Here is a 16,167-nt window from a genome sequence, read left to right on the forward strand (position 1 = left end):
TCCTTCTGGTCTTGCGTCTCTGTGGGCCCTGGTCTTGCGTCTCTGTGGGCCCGTCGTCGGCCACGCCCTACGGTAATCGCGCCGCGGCCGTGTCCGTCCCGGTCAGACGCCGAGCTTGCGTCCGACATGGGCGACGCGGACGCTCTTGTTCTCGGGGACGAGCCGGAAGTGGACGCGCCCCGGCCCGGGGGTGAAACGGGCGTGGGTGTCGAAGGTGCGCGGCTGCCCGTCGAGGTCGGTGAACACGCAGTACGCGCGGCTGCGTGTCTCGCCCTCGCCCGTGACGTGGGAGTGCCACTGCGGCCCCTCGGGTTCGGTGTGGGGGTTCCAGGAAGCCACGGCCTGATCGAGTTCCGCGAGGCGCCTGCCCGCCGGGCGCACCCAGCCCGGGGCCAGGTTCCGCAGCTGTTCCTCGACGTGGGGCAGGAATTCCAGGTGCGGGAAGAGGGCAGCGCGCCGCTCCCACAGGTGCGCTCCCTCGGACGCCGCGTCGACGCTGCCGCGGCGGGCCAGTTCCACCGACGCCCGCAGCCAGGCACCGTGCACCTCGCAGTGCGCGATCCCTGACAGGTGCCGCACCCGTACCTCGTCGGTCTCGGAACGGTACGCGCCCGCGGCATCGTCCACGAGTTGCTCGCGTTCCAGGGTGACCTGGTCGGCCGCCCAGCCCGGTTCGACCGCCAAGGAGACACCTAACCCGTCCAGCAGGTGGGCGGCCCCCAGTCCTTCCGCCGGCGCGCCCCGGTGCCGGTACTCGACGTCGTAGTGGCCCTGCCCGTCGGGGAAGACGACCCGGTGCGGCCACCTGGTCTGCATCCGGAGGAGCCGCTGCCACAGGTCCCGGTTGCGCGGGTTGCCGTGCCACTTGCCGATGGGGTGCCCGGACGCGATCTGGAGCCCGGTGATCGGGACCTTACTGACCAGTACGGTGCCCGCCCGGTCGGCCCTGAGCACGGCAAGGACGCCCTGGGCCAGGTCCGTCATGGCCCGCTCCGCGCGTGCCGGGTCGCAGGTGGTGTCGCAGGACAGCTCATTCAGGAACAGCAGTGGCACGTCTCCCCCTCCGTGATGTCGTGCAGGACCTGTCGGCCGCCCCCGGCCCCGTCCCTCAGGTCAGCAGTTCGTCGAGGGTGTTCTCCGCCTCGTCGAAGAAGCCCTCCGGCCACTGGTCGAGCATGCCGTCGCGGTCGACCCGGGGAGTGGTCACCTCGCCGCCCTTGACACCGCTCCTGAAGAAGTGGAAGACGGTGTGGTCCGGCGCCAGCACTCCGCGCTTCACGGCGAGACGTACGCCGTTGAGCACATGGTCGCTGTGGGTCTCGATGACCAGTTGCGCCCCTTGCGCGGCCGCGGCGGCCGCGATGGAGGCCATCCAGGTCTGACCCCGCGGGTGGAGGTGTGCCTCGGGGTTCTCCAGGAGGATCAGGGACCCCGGCTTCGCCGTCAGGCAGGCCACGACGACCGGCAGCGCGTAGGTGAGGCCGAAGCCGACGTTCGTGGGGCGCCGCCGGGTGCCGCGCGGCCCGTCGAAGCCGTACGAGAGGCGCACGGAGTCGGTTCCCTCGATGGCGGCGGCCTGGATGTCCACGCCGGGGCACAGTTCGCGCATCCACGCGGCGGCCTGGTCGAGGAGCCGGGCCGACTCCGCGTCCGGGTGGAGCAGTGGCCCGTCGGGGACCACGTACTCCCTGCCTCGCAACCGCAGGTGGTTGACGGTGTGCTGGCCCTTCACGCCCAGGAAGCCGCGCCCGACGACCGCGTGGTGGTCCCGGGGGTAGAACTCGGCGGGCGAGATGCGTTCGGCGTGCAGGTACTGGAATCCGGCGGTGAAGTACGCGGGGACGACGGCCGCCGCGCCTTTCGGGGCCTTTCCGCCTTCGCTGATGAGGGGAATGTCGACACCGGTCAGCGGCAGCAGGTTCTGTTCCGCTTCGTAGGCCACGGTCCAGGAGTACCGGTACGCGCCTTCGCTCACCGCGAGGGTGATGGCCGGGTCGTCCCCGGTGAAGTCCTCGTGCAGGACGTCGCGGCCGGTGCCGAGGGAGACGAGTTCACCGTTGAGGAGAAACCCGTTGTCGGTGGTGGTGATGTCCCCGGATCCCGCCGCCGTCACGAGGTCGCGTACGTCGTCGAAGTCACCGGCCGTATAGGACTGCTGGAGGAGGCCGAGCGCCTGGAGGACGCTGCTCTTGCCGGAGGAGTTGAGGCCGGTCAGCAGGGTGAGGGGACCCAGCCCGAGGTCCAGGTGCTGGAACGCCTTGAAGTTCGTCAGCGTCAGCTGGTCAATCACCGTCCACTACCCCCCGGAAGAGCTGTGCCATCAGAGCGAACCTGGTGTGCACCTTCTTCGTGTCGCCCGTGGCGACGGAGATGGCGCGGTCGAAGTCCCAGTCCTTCATCAGCTCGAAGAAGCCGTCGAGCACCCTGTCACGCGACGCTACCAGCACCTCACGCTCGTGATCGTTCAGGTTGGCGAGATTGACCGCGACTGTCTCGAACAAGGCTTTGTTGATGGGCGACTTGCCCTTCCCGCCGTGCCACTTCCGGAAGGCGTGCTCACCGAAGACCCGCGCCGCGCACCGCATCGCCTTGCGGAACGCCAGGGCCTCATCTTCCCGCTCCTCGTCGCTCAGCCGGTTCACGAGGTGCATGGCGCCGATGAGGAACTGGTCGAAGTCCCGCTGCGTGTGCCGGGCGGGGTCGGTCAGCCGGAACGCCAGGAAGCGCAGGACCATTTCCCGGTCGGCCATCCGCTCGTTCGAGACACTGTTCCCGGTGGCGTCGCCGAAGGCCGGGTCCTCGGCGAGGTCGGCGAGGAAGCCGCGCACCGGGCCGCCGATCAGGGCGTGCCTGATCTCCTGCGGCTTGAGCGGCATCCCCCCGGTGTTGATCCGGGCGAAGACGTTGAACTTCACTGCCTCCGGGGTGCCCTGCTGGACGATGTGCACGACGAGCTGCGTCTCACGCAGCCTGATCTTCAGCCGCCCTGTCAGGTCCTGGTAGCCGTGCCCGTGGAAGTCCCCGAGGTAGTCGAGCCCGCGCAGCCTCAGGGGCGACATGCCCACGGTGTCCGGGTCCATGAACCGGGCGATGGCCGTGAGGCGCTGGATGCCGTCGACCACGGCCCAGTGGTCCTCCTCGTCCTGCGCCATGTGGAAGGACGAGATGGGGATGCGCAGCAGCAGTGACTCGATGAGTCGGCTCTGCTGTACGTCGGTCCAGATACCCGCCCGGCGCTGGAAGTCGGGCGCGAGGTCGATCATCCCCTCCCGCAGGCGGGACAGGAGAAGATCGACGGTGGTCGTCTGGGTCTCGATCCTGATGCTCTCGGGCCGGAAGGGCGCGAGGATCTCGTCGGCGCCACGCGCCGCGTCCGGCCCGTGCGCCACGCTCTCCTCGTCGGCCGGCTGCTCCAGTTCCACACCGGTCGGCAGCCCGTCGCCGCCGACCTCGACGGGCCCGTGCAGCGACGGGAAGAGTCCGGGCTGGAGCTGCTCCTCGTCCTCGGCAGGGAACTGGTAGCGCTGGTACCCGACAGCCCGCCCGCGCCCGGAGGCCCGCCCGCTGCCGCTGTCCTCAAGCCCTGCCATGGCTCCCCGTCCCGTCTCCCGCCGTACCGTCCCTGGTCCGTGACCAGCCTATAGACGGCGGGTGAGCGCGTCAGCGAGGCAGATCCAGTTCGGCGCGGACCGTCTTGCCGACGGGCAGCCGATCGAGGACGGCCCACCGGTCGGCGAGCGCCGCGACGAGCAGCAGCCCGCGACCGCCCTCCGCCGTGCCGGGCGGTACGGCGACACCGGCCGCTCCTTCGGGCCGCCGTTCGCCCCGGGCATCCGACACGTCGATCCGGAGGACGCCCGCGTAGGTGTCCACGGTGAGGCACACCTCGATATCACGGCCGGGGACACGGCCGTGGGTGACGGCGTTGGCGGCCAGCTCGGCGACCAGGAGCGCGGCGGCGTCCGAGGTGTCGCAGCCGTAGGGAACACCCCAGGCGTCCAGTCGGTGCAGAACGAGGTGGCGGGCGAGACGGGCGCCGCGTGGGGTGGCGCTGAATCGCTGAGTGAACACACGTACGGTAACCGGAGTCTGCCGCGTGGGGGAAGGCGTCATGGCCTCAACGTCGCTGCGCACAAGGCCTTTGGGCCAGATCGACGACTCGTACTCTGCCGGAGAGTACGAGTACACAGAGTAGACAGGGTTCTCGACCGACCGTAACCATGTGTGCGTCGAGAGTGATGTACGGGGCAGGCGTACGGGAGGTGACCTCGTATGGCGGGCGGTACGAGCGGGACGGCGAGCGGCAGCGAGCCGGAGGTGTCGGACAGTCTCAGGACGTTCGGCGAAGTGTTCAAGGCCTTCCGCAAACGGGCGGACCTGACACAGGAGGGGTACGCCGAACTCGTCCCCTACTCCGTCCAGACGATCGCCAAGATCGAACAGGGCCGCCGTTACCCGCAGCCGGACTTCGTCGGGCGGGCGGAGGAGATCCTGGACGCGTTCGGGGCGCTGCGCGGTGCGGCCCGGCACCTGTCACGGCAGCCGGGCCTCGCGAACTGGTTCAGACATTGGGCGAGGTTCGAGGCGGAGGCGGTGAGCCTCTACACCTACGAGTGCCGGGTGGTGCCCGGCTTGTTGCAGACGGAGGCGTACGCGCGGGCGGTGTCGTTCAGCGTGCCGCCGCTCCCGGACGAGGAGCAGCTCGCCGAGCGCGTCGCGGCACGCCTGGCCCGCCAGCACCTGCTGGCCACGACCCGGAAGCCACCGACGGCGTTCAGTTTCATCGTGGAGCAGGCGGTGCTTGAGCGGCATACGGGCGGGGCGGAGGTGACGCGGGAGCTGTTCGACCACCTCGTGGATGTGGTCGAGCGGCACTGGAACGTGGAGTTCCAGCTGATGCCGCTGCGGCAGCCTGTGCATGCGGGTATGGATGGCCCGCTTCAGCTGGCGGAGACGCCGGAACGTCGGTGGTACGGGTACTCGGAGGGGCAGAAGAATGGGCGGCTGATCACCGACTTGAAAGAGATCAGCGTGCTGCAACAACGCTATGCAAAGATGCGCTCGCAGGCCCTCACTCCCGAAGACTCCCTGGGCCTGCTGAAGCGGATGCGAGGAGCGCTATGAGCACGTCCGAACTGGCCTGGTTCAAGAGCAGCTACAGCGGTTCCGAGGGAGACAGCTGCGTCGAGGTGGCGATGTGTGGGGCGGAGGCTGAGCCGGTCACGACAGTCCGCATACGGGACTCCAAGCTGCGCCGGAGCCCCCAGCTCGCCGTGGCGCCCGAGACGTGGCGGAGCTTCCTCGCGTACGCGAGCTAGGGCTGAGGCCGCTGCCGTATCGCAAGCGCCCCGCACGGGACTCAAGTCCCGTGCGGGGCGCTTTGCTTAAGCTTTCCGCAGCCGCTCCGTGAACACGGCGTGCGCGGCGCGCATCTCCTCTTCGCGTTCGGCCTTGTAGAAGGGGGCGGTGTAGCCCTCGGGGGGCTCGGGGCGCTCACCCTTCTGGTAGGCGAGGAAGTGCTCGTAGTCCTGCTTGGTCTGGCCGTGGCCGTAGGTGTGGCGACTTCCGGCAATCTTGCGCTCGTTGGCATCGAACCACGTCACCGCGTCGAAGTCCTGCATGATCGGGAAGCGGGACTTGTACATGGCTACCAGGGCGTCGGCGCTGACACCGAGCCAGACCGCTACGAGGGCGTCGATCTCTACGAGCGCGGCTCGGCGGGCACGCTCGGATCGCAGAGGGGTGTCGCGGTTCCAGACAGGGGTGACGCTGTGCAGCGGCTGAAGGCCGGGCCAGTCGTGTGCCCAGGGCTCGTAGCCAGGCCATGAGGGGTCATACAGATCCTGCCAAAGTTCGCCGTAAGCACTGGTCAGGCAGTTGAGGCGAAGCGTACGTAGGAGCAGTGCTGACGCGAGCGGGTGATCCAGGCCAGGCGCAGGCATCCTTCGCGCTGGCGCCTTCTTCAAGTGGCCGACACCGGTGGTACGCAACAAGTAGTCCACCGGCATTCCGGTCCAGAAACCAGCCGTTAGGGCTGTGAGCCTCATACTCCCGACAACAGCACTGTGCACAAGGTCGATATGTGCCGCGCCCTGCGGGACGATTGCGGTGTAGAGGCTGCGCTCAGTGTCAGGAGCGATCATTTCCCGCCACGCAACCCGGTAGAACTCCGTATACGGCCGCCGCAACCGCCGCACCAGTTCTGCATCCACCTCCTCCACCGTCACTGCCTCCGGCGCGACCTCCCGCACCTTGGCCACAGCAGCCCGCGCCCGCGATACCTCCCGCTCGGACGCCCGCAACTCCTCCAGGCTCCGGTGATCGCTCCACACGTCCTGGGCCGCGCGGTACACATGCGGCTTCGCCACGTACACGTATTCGGACTCGGGCACCGCATCATCCGCGAGCGTCATCGGGTTAAGCCCCAAGAGCTCACCTGCGCCCTGGCTGGGCTGCTTGAACATCGGATTTGCCAAGCCGATTTGCGGCCCCCTGAGGATTACCTGCGACCAGTCGTCCGGGCAGCTGATCGCACCCTCGGAATCAGGGAGGTTGTAGCCGATCAGACCGTCATCCTTGGCGGTCTTCTCGTTGTAGCCGCTACTGATTTGAGGCTCATGCGCAGCAAGTCTCGTGGAGTAATTCGCCATCGCCTGAATGGCCTGAGCTTCAGCCGTGCTCACGGGCGACAGCAGTCGAGTCTGACGAAGAGGCTGAGATTCCTCACCCGTAAGGCGCTGCCACTGGGCGAGTGTCTCCCTCGTCACCCGGATGATCCGCTTGCGGTGCGGCCGCCCGTCCCAACTACCGGCATAGCGGATGCCTGGGTCAGGCGCGGTGCCGTCATCCTGCGCTGACAGCCGTAGAGCATCCACCGAAACCAACCACGAGAGGTGGTCAAACCCAATCGGACCCGCCTGCCCGTAGATATGCACACCGAAGTGACTGGCGTGCCCAACAGGCGGCGGGAAGAATCGGTTGCCCTGGTTCACGAAATCGCCGTGAACCAACAGCCGTTCATAGGCGGCCTCTCGGATTCGACCCTCCTTATCGCCACTGAAGTGTGAGCCAGGATGAATCAGGCCCACTGTGCCCCGGGGGGCCGCATGCGACCAGGTTGTGCACATGAAAGCGCGGTACAGGTCCGGTCGTGTTCCTGTAAGCACGGGATACGTAACCGGGTTGCTCAGGTATGCGGCGGTGCCGACCGTGACGACCAGGTCACGCAAGTATTGACTACGCTCACCTCTCTGCGACAACGTATCGGCCTTTCGCTCCCGCCACGTGGTCGCCGAGGGCTTCTGCGCGAGCTGGAACCACGGATCGAACTCAGCAAGCACCACACCTTCGTTCCAGTCCGGCCGCACCCACGGCGGGTTCCCCACCTGAAGGTCAAACCCACCCCGCTCCCCCCGGAAAACGTGCGCGAAGAGCAGCTCCCAGTGGAAGAACCCGTGCCCGTCCTCCGCCTTTATGTCCCCCTCATTCGTACCGGCGATGTCCTCGACCACGTCAAGCCACGGAAAGCGTTCCGCCAGCCTGAACGGCGAGTCCATGCCCATCACACCGTCGAGGCTCCGCTCGTACGCCTCAAGGAGCGGCAAGGCCTCGTCCACGGGAAGGTCGTCCAGACCGTCCAGGAAGGAGACGTCACCCCCGGCGTCGCCCCCGGCATCCCGCGTACCGAGAGCCAGCTCCAGGAACTCCAGCCAGTCCCCGAAGGTCTTCAGAGGGATGGCGCTCCTCCGCTGGTCCTCCCTGATCTGCGCCTTGCGCCCACCGCTCCCGGAACGCTGCTTCGTGCGGAGCCCCGCCGCGTTGTCGACGGCGGACGCGGGGGCGGACACCGGCAGTTCCTCCTGTTCGCCGTCCGGGTGGTCGAAGAAGCCGACCGCCTGCCAGGCGACATCACCCGGCGCGGGCTCGCTCGGCTCGGCCTCCGGCGAGGGCGCGACGGCGGCCCCCGCAGCGAGACCCCCAGCCTCCGCCCCGTACCGGGACGCAGTCCCGTCAAGCAGCCCTACCTGGTCCAGCGGCCAGAACCACAGCGCACACCAGGCGTCCATGACCGTCTTCAGGCGCCAGTACGGCGTACCGGCCGCCGTCAGGTCGTCCAGGACCCGCTTCTTGTCGGTGGCTTCCCTGGCGGGCCCGAGCCAGTCGGCTCCCCACACGTCGATGCGGCGTGACACCTTGCGCTCGGAGAGTTCCAGGCGCTTGGCGACGAGGCTCCACAGGAACTCGGCCCGGCGGGCCACCGCCTGCACCCGGCCCAGCTCGGTCTTGGCGGCGGCCTTGGCCCACCGGTCGTAACGCTTCTGCCGGGCTTCCGGCGGCTCGTCGTCCCTCTCCTCGAAGGGCTTGCCCTTCGGTGCCTTCTGCACTCCCCTGCACCACTGCTTGAGGGCTGTCGCCTGCTCCTCGGCGAGCTTCTTCGCCTCGGGCTCCCCCGCTACCGCACCCCAGCCGAGCGCGGGGAGCAGGAAGTGGTGCACGGAGCCGTCCGGCAAAGCCCCGTCGCGGAAGGGGAGTTCGGCGGGCGGCAGCGGAAGCTTCTTCGACAGCCACTGGCCGTACGGCAGCGCGTCCGCGCGATAGATCTTCCGTCCGGCGCCGATCAGCGAGTTGCCGCGCCGCAGGTGCAGGCCGAACCAGGGTGCGCGCATGCCGGGGTGCATGGAGTTGAGCCAGAGCGACACCTCGGCCAGCTCCACGGCGGTGGCGTTGAGGTCCACACCGTACGCGTTGTGCAGGGCGATGTACGCCTTGGCCTTCTGGAGTTCGACGGGCCGCTGCTCCGGATCGACGCGGCGATCGAGTTCCCTCTCGCGGCGCCGCAGGTACTCCGCCGCCACCTGGTCGATGGCCTCGTTGAGGAACGCCCCCGAGCCGAGCGCGGGCTCACAGATCTTCCAGCCGAGCAGCTCCTCGGCGGACGTCGTGGTGCCGTCCTGGTCGAGACGGTGCTTGAGGGCCAGTTCGACCGTGACCTCGGTCAGGGACTTCGGTGTGTAGTACGAGGCCGACGTCTGCCGGTCACGGCCCGCCAGGCGGTACACGAACGAGCCCTTGGGGTGCGTGACACGCAGAGGCCGGCCGGTCTCCTCGTGCGGGCGGTCGACGAACACCTCGTCCGCGTAGTCCTGGACCCGGGAGGCGGGAATCATCCAACTGCCGCCGGACGCGTCACCGCCCTTGGCCACCTCGTACAGATCCTCCTCGGCGATGAAGCCGGAGTAGGACATCAGGCCCTCGTAGACCGCGCCGAGCTGGTTGATGCCGAGCTGGGCGTACGAGATGAAGCCGCCGCGTTCACGCCCCTTGCCCTTGGTGAGCATGAGGCGGCGCAGCACCTTGTGCAGGGTCTCGTTGCGCAGCCGGGTGTCCAGGAACTCGGGCAGGTCCGAGCCCTCCTCGTACGCCGGGTTCTCGATCCGGTCGGCCGAGATGAGACGTACCGCGTCCGGCTCGAACAGATCGGAGCGCAACGGCTCGAAGCGCAGGCCGACATCGGCGCTGCGGGCGGCGGCCTTGCGGGCGCGATCGGCCTCACGGACACGTTCGGTGTGCTCGTCGCGGGTGATGGCCCCGGCGGCGAAGAGTTCGGCGGCCTCCCGCTCGGCCTCGGTCGCGGCGCGGTCGGCGGCCTGCGCCGCCAGGTCCTCGTCCTCGCTGCCGAACTCCCGGTGGCCCTTCTGCACCTGCCGGAAGAGCAGGTCCAGGGACTCGTACAGATGGAAACCACGCCGGGACCGCTCGCCCACCAGGTCCCGGACGACGAGGTCACCGAGGCGCTGGAGGCCGTAGCCCCGGGCATACTCGGGGTCGTCGGCCGGCAGGATGCCGAGGGACGGCTGGGCTTCGGCGTACAGCAGGAACAGGATGCGGTAGAGGTAGCGCAGCGACTCGCGGCTGAGTTCCTTGGCGAGGCGAGCCGGTTCGTCGATCTTGTCGGGGGTGACGCCCTGGCACCGCAGCCGGGCCAGGACCTCGTTGGCGATCCACTCGACGGACAGGCGCAGGCCCTCGCGCAGTTCCGTGGACACACCGACCGCGTGCTTGCCGGACTTGTCGACGAAACCGGCCAGCGGCGCGGTGCCGCCCTCCTCGGGGACGCGCAGCGAGTCGGCGCCGAACAGGGCCGCGACGGTGTCGAGTTCACCGCCGTTGCGGACGTCACGCCGATTGAGCGCGGCGTCCAGACCGACGGCGAGGTAGCGGCCCTCGTGCCAGGCGAGGCGGTCCGCGAGGACGACGACGCCTCCGACCAGCAGCAGGATGTAGCGCGGCGGCTCGTCGCACTCGAAGAGGAAGTCCGCGAGCGCCTTCGCGTCGGTGAGGCGGGCCGACGCCTCCAGGGACACCGGGTGCAGCAGACGGCCCGCGCCGTCCGGGTCGAGGGCCGCGTCCGGCTCGTCGGTCCAGCCGCAGGACACGGCCGTCAGACCGGGCTCGGCGTGCAGGACCTGGACCGGGTGGTCGTGGCCCGAGCGGTGGACGGTGACCGTCTGCTCGTGGGCGTCGTGGAAGCCGAGCGCCCGCAAGGTCGCCAGGTGCAGCTCGGTCAGGCGCTTGGTCCAGTCCGCGGGAACCGGGGCGCCGGGCACGGCGAGGGCTTCCGCGTCCCGGGCGAACTCGGGGCGGGAGGCGAAGTAGGGGCCGTGCAGGGCCCGCAGGCTCTCACGTGGGGTACGTGTCCGGGGCGGGACGGTGGCGGGATCGTGTCCTTCGGACTTGGCCCTGCCGACCGCCTCCGCGTGGGCGCGCCGCTCCCGCTCCTCGGTCTCCGCCCACCGGGCGAGCAGACCGTCCTTGGCCTTGAGATCCTTGGGGAGTACTTCGGCGAGATAGTGCGCCGAGAGGTAGTCACCGTGGTTGACCAGCGAGTCGTACGTCACGTCAGTTCTCCGCCGGGTCGAAGGCGTGGCCGGGGGTGGGGTGGTCGGGGGCTTCGTCCGGGGCCGCGTCGGCGGCGGGCCGCGCCAGGACGGCGAGGACCCGCAGCAGGGGAAGCCCCACGGTGTTCAACTGGTCGAGGAGATGCGCCTGCTCGTCCGCGGTCTTCTCGACCTGCTGTTTACGCCGCGTGCTCTCCCCCGACAAGGAGTCCAGGGACTCCTGGCGCCAGCCGGTGAGACGCTCGCGGTAGTCGGCGAGCGGCCCGCTGATCTGACGCGCCCAGTCCGCCTTGGACTCCTCCAGGTGCTCGCGGGCCCGCGCCACCGCGCCGGGCACCAGCGACTGGAGGTGGCCGAGGTCGCGCGGCTCGCCCGTGCGGGCGAGGCCGGGGCCCACTTCCGCCGCGCGCAACGCGTCGGTCATCTCCCCCACGGGAACGTCCGGGTCGGCACTGACCGCCATCCACCGCACGACCGTGGGGCGGCCGAGAGCGTTGGAGTAGACCCCCTGGATCAGGAAGACGGGGTGCTGCACGTGCGGGGAGGTGATCACCGGCGCCTCCTGCCGCCCGAACTGCACAAGCACCTTGTCGGTGAGCCACTCGACCACCGGGTGGATGTCACTGAGGTACGAGACGGTGGGCCAGATGGTGTCCGTGGCCTCCCGGGCCTCGGTCAGCTTGTCCTGGGCGAGGCTCCGGTCGAAGGAGAGGATCATGCGTTCCGCCACGCCCTGTTCCTTGAGGTAGGAGGGCGGCAGGGCCTTGAGGCGGCGCAGCAGGTCGGGAGCCATGCTCGGGGAGAGGGAGAAGTAGGGGCGCTGCTTGGCGTCGTTGCTGCGGGACAGACCGATGGCGTCGTCGGCACGGTCCTCGTACAGCTCCGCGAGCGCCGTGTCGACGAAGGCCGCCGTGTCGCCGTCGAACAGCGAGGGCACCTCGGCCCGGGCCGGCAACTCCTCGTCGGTGATGGTGTCGACCTGGCCGAAGAGATCCACGAGATCGGTGTCGTCGGCGGCGGGCGCGGACGCGAGGAAGCCCTCGACCGTGCCTCCCGCCATCAACTCCTTGATGAGGCGCCGCTCTTCCTCGTCGGCGCGGTAGTAACCGGTCTCCGCCTCCGCGGTGCCGCTGAGCTTGTGGGCCTCCTCCTCCCGCGTGAGGAGCTTCTCCGCGACGGTCCTGTCGTCCTTGGCGCCGGGGTGGTCGGAGGTGAGGATCAACGCCCGGAACTGCGGCTCATGGCGCTGCCCGTACCGGTCGATGCGGCCGTTGCGCTGCTCGATACGGATCAGCGACCACGGGATGTCGTAGTGGATCAGATGGTGGCACTGACGGTGCAGGTTGACACCCTCGGAGGCGACGTCACCGGCGAACAGGAGCCGGACCGGGGCGCCGGCGAGGCTGAACTCCTCCCGTATCACGCGCTGTTGCTCCTCGACGACGCCGCCGTGCATGACGCGTACGGCCTTGAAGGCACCGTCCTTGTCGGGAGTGAAGCCGAGGCGCGCGGGCACCTTCTCAGCGAGCCATTTGAGGGTCTCGACCCGCTCGGAGAAGATCACCGCACGGGTGTCGCTACGCGGGCCGACACCGATCTGTTCCAGCTGCTCGACGAGGGTGTCGAGCTTGGTGGAGTCTCCCGGTGCGCTGCCGTCGCCCATCGTCTCGATGAGTCCGCGCAGCCGGGCCAGGGCCGCCTGCTCGCCGTCGATCGCCGGGTCCGGCCGCGTCCCGTCGCCCGCTGCCTTGCGCACCCGGTCGCCGAGCGAGGTGACGCGCCGGTCGACCAGCTCTCCCAGCGCCTTGTGGGAGGAGAGGAACGTCTTGAGCACGTTGTATGCGAAGAGCGGGTCCGTGCTGACCGAGGTGCGCTCCTGGTCCGCGGTGCCGAAGTCGGTGCTGCCGGACGGCGCGGGCAGCCAGTGCTCGGTCAGCTCGGCGAAGATCCGCTCCTCGGCCTCGTTGGCCGGGCAGCGCAGCGAGCGGGTGGGGCCCCGGTCAGCCCACTCCGTGCCGATGCCGTTACGGACCTCCGGGCTGATCTTCGTACGCCTGATGAAGAGGTGGCCCAGGTCCTCCGCCGGATCGTAGTGATCACGGTCCACGATGGCGGCGGGGTCGAGCAGTGACACGAGGTCGGCGAAGGAGCGCTTGTCGCCGTTGTGGGGAGTGGCACTCGCCAGGAGCAGGGCGTCGGTGCGCGGGGTGAGCGTCTCGGCGAGGGCGCGGCGCTGGCTGCCCTGGTTGATGAGGTTGTGGGACTCGTCGATGACGACCGCGTCCCACTGGATGCGCTCCAGGTGGTGGCGGTACTGGCCGATGTTCTTCAACGTGTCCACGGAGATGATCACGCGTTTGTAGTGGGTGAAGGGGTTGCGGCCCGCCGGGATCTCGCGCTGGATGCGCTGGATGCCCAGCGAGTCGAGCCGTACCAGCGGGATCGAGAACCGCGTCCACAGCTCGTGCTGGAACTGCTCCAGGACGCTCTGCGGAGTCACCACGAGAATCCGCTCCCCGCGTCCGCGGCGGATCAGCTCCGCGAGAGTGAGCCCGATCTCCAGGGTCTTGCCGAGGCCGACGACGTCCGCGATGAGGATGCGGGGGCGGAGGTTGCGCAGGGACAGGGCCAGCTCGGCGGGGCGCTGCTGGTAGGGGAGCGGGTCGAGGAGGAAGCGGTCGGCCAGCGCCAGGCCGCGCTCGGTCTGCGGCAGCGGCGTCTTGCGCAGGACGGCTTCCAGGAAGAGCCGACCGCGCCGGAAGTAGGAGGAGGTGTCGGGCACCAGCCGCGTCTTCTCGGGCTCCAGGAGCTCGATCCCGGTGTCGATGCCGGTGAAGAACACCGCCTCCTCGTCCCGTACGAACTCCGAGACACCGGTGGCTTCGATCCGGTCACCGTCGTGATCGGTCCTCCGCACCGCCCTGACCAGCCATTCCTCATCGCGTACGAGGATCTGGGCTCCGGGCGGATAGCGTGTCTGCCCCTGCTCTGCCACCCGTCGTCACTCCGTTGCTCGGGCCGGGAAATGCGGCGTGATCACGCCCCAGTTCAGTACGCACCGATTTTGTCACGGGGCATACGCGGGCCGGACGGGAATCCCGGTGCGGCCGAAGCTCCGGCACGAACTGAAGGGGAGGCGCCTCAGAAGCGCGCGTCGCTCGCGTACGCGGCCCGCAGCCCCTCGGCGATCCGCAACGGCTCGGAAGGCCCTCCGCGCCGGCGAGCGGGCCGGACGGTCCCGGGTTCCTCCGACACAGGGACGGGGACTTCCTCGGGCGGGGTGCTCGCTTCCGATGACGCGGCTCGCTCCCAGTCGGGCGCGGGCTCGCCCTCCTCGCGCACGGCGACGTCCACCAGGGTCGGGGTGTAGCCGAACGGAGGGTCCGGCAGCTCCGGGATCGCGTGGATCTCAGGGAATGCGGGGCCGGGGGCCTCGGGGAAAGGATCCCTGGAAGCCTGTGCCGTGAGCCGTCGCTTCGCCTGTCCGGCTGTCAGTCCCTGCCCCGCCATGATAGCGACGAGTCGCGCGGTGACCTCCGTCAGTGTCGGCCGTTCGGCGGCGTCGAGGGCGAGCATCGCGACGAGCAGCGGCTCCAGCTGAGGCGGCAGACCGCTCAGATCCGGCGGGACGGCCGGGTCCTCGATCCGCCGGGCGATCGCCTGCCAGCTACCGCCCGTGTAGGGGTAGTGGCCGGTGGCCGCGTACAGCAGGACCGCACCGAGGGCGTAGACGTCCGCGGCCGTCGTCAGGTGGTGCTCGCCCTGAGTCTGCTCGGGCGGCATGCACCGTACGGAACCCACCACCACGCCGGTGGCGGTCAGCGTGGAGCGCCGCTCCGCAAGGACAGCGAGACCGAAGTCGATCACTTTGGGGCCGGTCGGGGCGAGCAGGATGTTCTGCGGCTTGAGGTCACGGTGCAGCAGCCCCGCCTCGTGCACGGTTGCGAGCCCCTCCGCGAGCAGCGCACCGAGGCTCGCCGTCTCCACGAGCGACAGCACGCCGTGCTCGACGACATGGGCGAGAAGGTCCGGTCCGGGCACGAACTCGACGGCCAGCCAGGGACGCTCCGCGTGAGCGTCCGCGGCGACGAACGAGGCGATGAACGGCCCGTACACCGTCTTGAGGCTGTCCACTTCGAGAAGGAACCGGGCCCTGCTGTCCTCATCGAGCACCGAAGGCTTGATGACCTTCACGGCGACCAGTTGCCCCGCCGGTGACTCACCGAGGTAGACCTGCCCCATGCCTCCCGCACCGAGCCGGCGTACGAGCGTGTACACGCCGATGGCCCGCGGGTCGTCGTCCCTCAATGGCTCCACGGCGTGCGGACCTTCCCTGTTCGGTGGCCGGATCGAACACGCGTGCTGCCCGATCGCGCGCCCCACCCGATCACGCGCTACAGCAGTTTCGTGCGTGATCCGGGAGTTTATCCACGCCTCCCCCGCACGGCCGACGCGGACCACGCGAGGCCGAAGCGGACCGCACGAGGTCCACAAGTGACTCACGCGCGGCCATGCGGCGGTCAGGGAATGCCGGGTGCGGGTGCGACCGCACCTGTGAATCCCCGTACGGATGGACGTATGAGGCGGGGCGGGCGGCGGCGGCAGCGTGCCGGCGGCTGGTCGCGGGCCCCCGGTCGAGATCACAGCAGCCGGTCGACCAGCCCGTCGACATAGTCAGGGGTGAGCGGGACCATGCCGAACAGCACGCGGATGTACATCGGGGCCAGGACATGGTCAAGGACGTCGTACGCGTCGGGTGCGGGCTCGCCGCGGTCGCGGGCGCGATCGAGCATCGACTGCAGTTGCCGGGTGCGTTCGGCACGGAGGTCGTCACCGGCCTGCTGACCCTCCTGGCCACTGCTCGACAGAGCGAAGGCCAGGTGCAGCAGCGCCGGACCGTCAGGCCCGGTGATTTCGCGCGCCACTTGGGCCGCGTAAGTGCGCAGGTCGCCGTCGAGGCTCCCGGTGTCGGGCATCGGCGATCGCGCGTTGAGACGCGTGAGCGCCACGTCGGTGAGCAGGGCTTCCAGGCTGCCCCACCGGCGGTAGACGCTGCTGTCGGCCACGCCCGCGCGAGCTGCGACCTCGCCGACGGTGAAGTTGCCGTAGCCGCGCTCACCGATCAGTTCGGTGACGGCCTGGTGCACCTGCGCGCCGACGCGGGCACTGCGCCCGCCGGGCCGCCGGGTTCGCGGTAGCTCGTTCATACCCCCACCTTAACGCAGCCAGCGCTTGCGTTTACGAGAGACCCCTCCCTATAGTCACCACC

The 16,167-nt window shown here is 69.4% G+C and carries 10 protein-coding genes; 2 read left to right on the plus strand and 8 right to left on the minus strand.

Features of this window, described 5'->3' with window-relative positions:
* Positions 1-102: 102 nt before the first annotated feature.
* From GPA10_RS38415 to GPA10_RS38430, 4 genes are all read right to left on the minus strand, one after another.
* Positions 103-1,053 (minus strand): hypothetical protein, encoded by a 951-nt coding sequence (locus GPA10_RS38415; RefSeq protein ID WP_157169467.1) that lies wholly within the window; start codon positions 1,051-1,053, stop codon positions 103-105.
* Positions 1,054-1,108: 55 nt separating this feature from the next.
* Positions 1,109-2,290: an AAA family ATPase gene (locus tag GPA10_RS38420; protein WP_343041793.1), complete on the minus strand. Its 1,182-nt coding sequence runs from the start codon at positions 2,288-2,290 to the stop codon at positions 1,109-1,111.
* Positions 2,283-3,590 (minus strand): DUF262 domain-containing protein, encoded by a 1,308-nt coding sequence (locus GPA10_RS38425; RefSeq protein ID WP_157169468.1) that lies wholly within the window; start codon positions 3,588-3,590, stop codon positions 2,283-2,285. Before GPA10_RS38425 ends, GPA10_RS38420 begins: the two co-directional genes overlap by 8 nt.
* Before the next feature lie 70 nt (positions 3,591-3,660).
* Positions 3,661-4,113 carry an ATP-binding protein gene (locus GPA10_RS38430; protein ID WP_157169469.1) on the minus strand — a complete coding sequence of 151 codons (453 nt, stop codon included), beginning with the start codon at positions 4,111-4,113 and terminating at the stop codon, positions 3,661-3,663.
* Between the two features lie 159 nt (positions 4,114-4,272).
* On the opposite strand from GPA10_RS38430, the gene GPA10_RS38435 reads away from it, so the two are divergent.
* Complete coding sequence (locus GPA10_RS38435) at positions 4,273-5,124, plus strand: helix-turn-helix domain-containing protein (protein ID WP_058845455.1); 852 nt, start codon at positions 4,273-4,275, stop codon at positions 5,122-5,124.
* Positions 5,121-5,318, plus strand: a complete 198-nt coding sequence (locus GPA10_RS38440) for a DUF397 domain-containing protein (protein ID WP_157169470.1) — start codon at positions 5,121-5,123, stop codon at positions 5,316-5,318. The genes GPA10_RS38435 and GPA10_RS38440 overlap by 4 nt, the downstream gene beginning before the upstream one ends.
* Positions 5,319-5,384: 66 nt before the next feature.
* Here GPA10_RS38440 and GPA10_RS38445 read toward each other — a convergent pair whose 3' ends face one another.
* The 4 genes from GPA10_RS38445 to GPA10_RS38460 form a co-directional block, all read right to left on the minus strand.
* Positions 5,385-10,898, minus strand: a complete 5,514-nt coding sequence (locus GPA10_RS38445; protein WP_343041794.1) for a DNA methyltransferase family protein — start codon at positions 10,896-10,898, stop codon at positions 5,385-5,387.
* A 1-nt stretch (position 10,899) separates the two neighbouring features.
* The gene (locus GPA10_RS38450) at positions 10,900-13,893 is read right to left on the minus strand and encodes an SNF2-related protein (protein ID WP_343041795.1); all 2,994 of its coding nucleotides are present in this window, start codon (positions 13,891-13,893) and stop codon (positions 10,900-10,902) included.
* 146 nt (positions 13,894-14,039) lie between these two features.
* A complete protein-coding gene (locus tag GPA10_RS38455; protein WP_343041796.1) occupies positions 14,040-15,215 on the minus strand; it encodes a protein kinase domain-containing protein in 1,176 nt (391 codons plus the stop codon).
* A gap of 323 nt (positions 15,216-15,538) precedes the next feature.
* Entirely contained in the window at positions 15,539-16,105 is a 567-nt protein-coding gene (locus GPA10_RS38460) for a TetR/AcrR family transcriptional regulator (protein ID WP_157169471.1), read from the minus strand.
* Between the last annotated feature and the right edge of the window lie 62 nt (positions 16,106-16,167).

The sequence above is a fragment of the Streptomyces typhae genome, from assembly GCF_009755605.1.
In the GTDB taxonomy this organism is placed as follows: domain Bacteria; phylum Actinomycetota; class Actinomycetes; order Streptomycetales; family Streptomycetaceae; genus Streptomyces; species Streptomyces typhae.